Origin of the sequence: Planktotalea sp. (assembly GCF_039984035.1) — a bacterium.
Lineage (GTDB): Bacteria > Pseudomonadota > Alphaproteobacteria > Rhodobacterales > Rhodobacteraceae > Planktotalea.
Genome location: NZ_JBDWVM010000242.1, coordinates 1 through 5,985, shown reverse-complemented (window position 1 = coordinate 5,985; position 5,985 = coordinate 1). Strand labels below are relative to the sequence as shown.

Below are 5,985 nucleotides of genomic sequence, written 5' to 3'. Positions count from 1 at the left end.
GCCTTAGTGTCGACGCTGGCTTCTGGTGATGTCTCTGGCTTTGTCGGGGCGTCCGATATCAACATGTTCCACCCTGTGACTGATGTTCAGGGTTTGAACCGTGTGTCGCGTCAGTTGCTCGGCAATGCAGCTCACGCGCTGGCGGGAATGATGAACTATGACGTGCCTGCCTCTGCGGATGACCGCCGTGCGCTTGTTATGTCGATGTTTGGCGTCACAACACCTGCGGTTCAGCAGATGGTAGGCCATCTTGAAGATGAGTTTGATTGCCTTGTCTTTCATGCGACAGGCACGGGCGGGCGCGCTATGGAGCTGCTCGTGGATCAGGGCAGCATCAGCGGCGTACTCGACATCACAACGACCGAGGTTTGCGATATGCTCGCGGGCGGGGTGCTCTGTGCGGGTGAAGAGCGGTTTGATGCAATTGCGCGATCAAAAGTGCCCTATGTCGGGTCTTGCGGCGCGCTGGATATGGTGAACTTCTGGGCCCTCGAAACCGTGCCTGAGAAATTCAAGGATCGAAACCTTTACGTGCACAACGCACAGATTACCTTGATGCGCACGACCCCTGAGGAATGTCACGAGATCGGCAGTTGGATCGGCAATAAGCTGAACGCCTGCGACGGTGAGGTACGGTTCTTGCTGCCCCTGCGCGGCGTGTCTGCACTGGATATCGAAGGTGGCCCCTTCTGGGACCCTGCCGCGAATGATGCGCTTTTCTCTGCATTGCGTGATACGGTTGTACAAACTGAGAAACGCAAATTGATCGAGGTGGATATGCATCTCAATGACCCCGAATTTGCAGCGCTTGCTGTGTCCGAATTCAAAGCGATTGACCAATAAGGAGGCACGTTAATGCCCGAGACGAATAGACAAACTATCCTAGCCAACCTGCGTGCTAAACTGGAGTCCGGCCAAACGTTGATCGGCGGCGGCGCGGGAACCGGCCTTTCCGCAAAATGCGAGGAAGCAGGCGGAATTGATTTGATCGTGATCTACAATTCTGGTCGTTATCGGATGGCCGGACGCGGATCACTGGCGGGATATATGTCTTATGGCAATGCCAATGAGATCGCTAAAGAGCTGGGGCACGAAGTGCTCCCCGTCGTGAAGAAAGTGCCCGTTTTGGCAGGCGTGAATGCGACTGATCCGTTTTGTATCATGGAAAAGCATTTGAATGATCTCAAAGCGCTCGGGTTTGCGGGTGTTCAGAACTTTCCAACGATGGGTTTGATCGATGGCCGCTTTCGCGCGGAATGCGAGGCAACAGGCATGAGCTATTCCCAAGAGGTGGATATGATCGCCTTGGCGCATGAGAAAGACATGCTGACAACGCCCTATGTGTTCAGCGCGGAAAATGCGGCAGACATGGCTAAGGCGGGGGCAGATATTATCGTGGCGCATTTTGGTCTGACGACAGGGGGCAGTATCGGAGCCGATGATACAGCGCCAGACTTCGACGAATGCGCGCGCCTTTATCGCGAATGGTCCGACGCTGCGAAATCCGTACGTGATGATTTGATTTTCATCGCCCATGGTGGTCCTTTGGCTGAACCTGAAGACGCGCAGAAGTTCCTAAACCTTTGCCCAGATTGCCATGGATTTTACGGTGCCTCGTCGATGGAACGCCTGCCAACTGAGCGCGCTATCACACAGCAAGTTGCAGCCTTTGGCGAATTGAAGCGCGGAGACAAAGTCACATGATCAAAGCATATTCTTCGACACTCATCGCTGTGCCCATCGATCTGGTTTGGGAGCGTGTGCGCGATTTCAACGGGCTGCCCAATTGGCACCCAGCGGCGACAGATAGCGGCATTGAAGAAGGGCACGCGAATGGCGAAGTCGGCTGTGTGCGCAACTTTGCATTGACCGATGGCAGCGGGCGCATTCGCGAGACGCTGCTTGAAATTTCAAATGTGGAGCGCAGCCTGACCTACGACATGTTGCCCGGCGGCCCTTTGCCGTTTGTGAACTACGTTGCAAAAATGAAGTTTTCTGCGGTGACAGATCGCGGCGAAACCTTTGCCGAGTGGTGGGCAGAATTCGAAGCAGGCGATGGCGACGAGGCGAAATGGCACGCCTTTGTTGAGGATGATGTCTTTATCGGGGGCTTTCGCGCACTCGAAGAGAGCTTCAAATCTTAACAATCCCAAGAGGGGCAAAGCGTTAAGGCTTTGCCCCCTTTAGAACATCCAAGCAGTGGCTGAGCGGTTGGCTTGGCGTAAGCGCGCAATAGCCGTTTTTGCGCAGCTCTTCACTTGGCTCCGCTCCGCCACCTACGAGGATAACGAGATAGTCTTCGATCAAGGGAAGGTGTTCGTCTGGGCTATCGATGATAGAGGCGACATCGAATTCGACGACGGCCGAAAACACGGGCAAACGAATTTCGCCTTCAACTTTGATGGGATATTCGCGCAGCAAATTGTGGGCTGTCCAAACCGGATTGGTCGCGAAGCTGTGACTGTACCTGCGCGCAAGCCTGTCCTTTACGGTCTCAAGGCCCGCCTTGGAAATATCTCCCATGCGCACGTTTTCGTAGATTTCTTTGATTTGCTCCAACAGCTCTGGCCACTCTTCGGCCGCTACAGTTGCACTTAAGGCCATCAGTGCTTTGTTCTTGCCTGCCGTTTCGAAGAACGAACTTGGGTTATACGCCGCGCGCAATTCTTGTCGGATGATACGAAACATTTCCGAACCTTGATGCGCACCAATATAATTCATTAGAAGATTGGCGCTGACTTGAGCGACTTCATCTTCAAAGGTTTGGGCCTGGACCAGAACAATCATCATTTCCGTGGAGCTTGGATCGTTCAGATGAATAACCCCTTTGGGGAGCGTGAAATCTGGGTCTTCAAGCTGATTTAGTTTTGTCGCAACCTCCACCAAAGAAAGCTTGCGCCACAGCTGCGCGACGGCTCCTGAAGAACGAAGTGGTAAGTCTTTCAGAAACGTTTCGACGAGGGGTTTATGCGCTGTGTCCGGGCTGCGCATAATAACTTGCTTGGGACGTCCGAAGCTGAATTCGAAATTTTCGAGCGGTTCGTCAAGCTCTTCGCTTGGCAAAGCAATGTTGTGCGCAAGAACGGCCATCACGTCCTTCGGTCGGCGGTTCTTGGTTACGATTTGAGGCTGCAAACGGATAAGTTCACGTTTGTAACGTTCAATCGGGAAGTCTTTTGTACTGAGGACATCCTCAAGATGCGCGATCAAAGCAGGGAAGGTCGTCGTCGGTGATGTCGCGGTTAACATCAGGTTAGCGCCGTCGCTTGTCACTTCGAAATTTAGACCGTTCAAACTGCGATGTGACTTGGCCTCGTAAGGGGACAGGTCTTCGGTTCCAGCTCCCATGACCGCCACAAGCCCAGATCGCAGTGCCAGCAATTTTTGCGCACTCAACCGCGCCAGAGGCCACGCGAGCGTTACAGAGCTCAGGCCATTTGCCATTGGTTTAAGCGTTATGAACGTCTGCTCGCCAGAGACGGCAACCAAATCTGCCGAAGCAGATTGCGCGGTAAAGAGAGCGTTGTAGCAAAGAAGGGCAGCGATGCAGGTTTTCTTGAGCGCGCGCATATCAATCTCCCTTTCGCGCGAGTAGGGCAGACGTCGCGGCAGGGGCGACGAAACTGTTTAGAAAATCCTTCACCTCCTCATCGCTCGTGTCTTCCAATATTTGCGCGTAACTTCCTGGCGTTATTGGCGGAAACCCATCCGCTGCCACGTTCTCCAGGAAATTCAGAAAACTGGTCACACTGCGCGCGGCGTTTTGGGCGCTGATCATGTTTTGCTTACGCGCGGCTTCGATTTCTTCTTGAGTTAGAGGCGCCTCCAACAGTTGCGCAATGGTGTTTTCGACGGTGTCTAGCGCTTTTTCGAGCGTGACATGCGGCAAAGGAACCAAGATCATCGTGACCTCTAAATCGCCGTTCTTCGCAAAATATGACCCCATATCGACAGAGCCATAATCCAGCACATCATACATCAGGGCCTTGTCGATGCGGTTCATGTAAATCGTTGACCCGATGAAAAACGTCCCCTGCATATTGACGCTGGTTTCCACGTCCTTGAGGTCGATAAATTTGCTGTAAACGAGCGTGTTGTTGGCCAAACGATCAGAAGTGAGTTCTTCAATGGATCGATGGCTTGGATCGGGCTTGGCCTCTAACCAAGGTTTGGCAGGTGGCGTGGTTTTCTCTGTTTCCCCAAAGTACTTTGTGACCATAGAGGCCGCAGTTTCGGGATCGATTTTTCCAGAAATAAGCAAGGTGACGTTGGAGGCGACATAGTGTTCTTGGTGGAACTTTAACGCGGCCTCAAGGTTGAGTTTTGGCAAGTCTTCAACCGCGTTATTCGCGCGTCCGTTTTTGGACTGATAGAGATTTTGCAAGGCGCGCCGCGTCAGCCAGCGCGTGGAATATTGACGCTCGCGCAGGTGGGTTTCACGCTGAACGATTTTGATTTCACTTTGCATGAAATCAAGCGGCAAGTTTGGCGGATCAAGCAGCGCGCGCGATAGTTTCATCAGGCGGTCGAACTCATCCGGCGTTCCTGAATTGGTATAGACGGACGCAACCGAGGTGGTTTTGGCAAACAGATCGCGCGTGCGTGGTTGGCGCAGGACCGTTGCGTCGGCAGAAAACGCAGCAAGATGTTCGGTGAAATGCGCTGTGCCCGAAGGGTAGGGGTCGTCATAGGCTCCTGACAAAACAATCAACTGAACGTCCACACGGTCTAAGTCATCCCGAGGGATGACATAGGCCGAATGAAGTCCGCCGATATCGTTTAGTGAAATGATCTCTTGGGCCTGCGCTTGTGTGCCCAAAACCAACGCGAATGCGAACGCGATTACTTTTAACAATGCTATTCCTAAGTCTCTATTTCTCAAAACCTTAGGTGTTTTGAGCGGTAGCGCAAGTTTCTTAGGGCTTGTTTGAAGCAAATGACGCGTTCGTTATGAATTAGGTTTCGCGCGGCAACGCCTGTTTACAAATAGTCTCGGGTCGCGATCACCTGCGCATAGCTCGCGGCGAGCGGTGCCATAATCGCAGCATGTACCTGCGCCGCTGGCACGCTTACTTCGCCAAATGTTGCATTTGCGGCTGCGCATGCATCATGGACGAGCGTAACCTTGTAACCGAAGTCGACGGCCGCGCGCGCAGTTGCATCAACGCACATCTGGCTCATGGCGCCGCAGATGGTTAGCTCTTTGATGCCTGCTTGTTCCAAGATCGCGCCAAGCTCTGTGCCTTGAAAACTGTTTGGCCGCGCTTTGTGAACGACGATTTCGCCTTTCTGGGATGAAACGCTTTGGTGAATTTCGCTTCCTGCAGTGCCGGGGTGAAAGAACGGGGCGTTGGTAGAGGGTGAGATGTGGCGAATATGGATGATCTTAACACCGTCCTTGCGCGCTTTGGTTAACAAAAGCGCTGCATTTTCTGCCGCGGCCTCCATGTGGGGAAGCGGGTATTTTGCGGCAGGGAAAGACGGAAAATAATCGTTCTGTATGTCGATGAGAATGAGTGCGCTGTGTGTCATGATGTTGTCTCCTATGATGGACACTTGCGCAGATGACCCAGAGTTTTCATATTGGCGCATATGACAAGTAATGTGCCAAATGTGCCAAGTTTCGCGTTGATCGCTTATGAAGGTGTTCAAATGTCCGCAGTTCTCGGGCTTGAGGACCTGCTGGGCATGGCCAACCGTTTCGCTGCAGAGGCGGGCGTTCCCCAGTTGAGTTTCAAGGTTCTGAGCACAACAGATTTGACGCAGCTACATCAATTCGACGCAATCGTTTTGCCGCCGAACCTCACGGGCGTGCGCGGCGATAAGGATAAGGCGCTGCACCGCTGGATCAAACAGCAACATGCTGGCGGTGCAAGCCTGTGTTCTGCCTGTGCTGGAGCGTTCTGGCTGGGTCATGCCGGTCTGCTTGATGGGCGCATTGTGACAACGCATTGGGCGCTGGAGGATGAACTTAAAACCTGTTTT

The 5,985-nt window shown here is 53.1% G+C and carries 7 protein-coding genes; 4 read left to right on the top strand and 3 right to left on the bottom strand.

The features are described from left to right. The 3 genes from ABJQ89_RS10990 to ABJQ89_RS10980 form a co-directional block, all read left to right on the top strand. A partial coding sequence (locus ABJQ89_RS10990; RefSeq protein ID WP_348496282.1) for a Tm-1-like ATP-binding domain-containing protein occupies positions 1 to 843 on the top strand: 843 nt, incomplete at its 5' end. A 12-nt stretch (positions 844 to 855) separates the two neighbouring features. Further along, positions 856 to 1,704 (top strand): phosphoenolpyruvate hydrolase family protein, encoded by an 849-nt coding sequence (locus ABJQ89_RS10985; protein WP_348496281.1) that lies wholly within the window; start codon positions 856 to 858, stop codon positions 1,702 to 1,704. Next, the gene (locus tag ABJQ89_RS10980) at positions 1,701 to 2,144 is read left to right on the top strand and encodes an SRPBCC family protein (RefSeq protein WP_348496280.1); all 444 of its coding nucleotides are present in this window, start codon (positions 1,701 to 1,703) and stop codon (positions 2,142 to 2,144) included. Before ABJQ89_RS10985 ends, ABJQ89_RS10980 begins: the two co-directional genes overlap by 4 nt. Positions 2,145 to 2,166: 22 nt before the next feature. On the opposite strand, the gene ABJQ89_RS10975 is transcribed toward ABJQ89_RS10980, so the two are convergent. The 3 genes from ABJQ89_RS10975 to ABJQ89_RS10965 form a co-directional block, all read right to left on the bottom strand. Then, a complete protein-coding gene (locus tag ABJQ89_RS10975; RefSeq protein WP_348496279.1) occupies positions 2,167 to 3,570 on the bottom strand; it encodes an insulinase family protein in 1,404 nt (467 codons plus the stop codon). Position 3,571: 1 nt separating this feature from the next. Then, entirely contained in the window at positions 3,572 to 4,855 is a 1,284-nt protein-coding gene (locus ABJQ89_RS10970; protein WP_348496278.1) for an insulinase family protein, read from the bottom strand. A 125-nt stretch (positions 4,856 to 4,980) separates the two neighbouring features. After that, positions 4,981 to 5,532, bottom strand: coding sequence for a cysteine hydrolase family protein (locus ABJQ89_RS10965; RefSeq protein WP_348496277.1), 552 nt, complete (start codon positions 5,530 to 5,532; stop codon positions 4,981 to 4,983). 120 nt (positions 5,533 to 5,652) lie between these two features. Here ABJQ89_RS10965 and ABJQ89_RS10960 point away from each other — a divergent pair. Continuing rightward, a partial coding sequence (locus ABJQ89_RS10960) for a DJ-1/PfpI family protein (RefSeq protein ID WP_348496276.1) occupies positions 5,653 to 5,985 on the top strand: 333 nt, incomplete at its 3' end.

Coding starts and splice junctions, on each gene's coding strand:
- ABJQ89_RS10985 (WP_348496281.1), top strand. CDS start 856: ATGCCCGAGACGAATAGACAAACTATCCTAGCCAACCTGCGTGCTAAA.
- ABJQ89_RS10980 (WP_348496280.1), top strand. CDS start 1,701: ATGATCAAAGCATATTCTTCGACACTCATCGCTGTGCCCATCGATCTG.
- ABJQ89_RS10975 (WP_348496279.1), bottom strand. CDS start 3,570: ATGCGCGCGCTCAAGAAAACCTGCATCGCTGCCCTTCTTTGCTACAAC.
- ABJQ89_RS10965 (WP_348496277.1), bottom strand. CDS start 5,532: ATGACACACAGCGCACTCATTCTCATCGACATACAGAACGATTATTTT.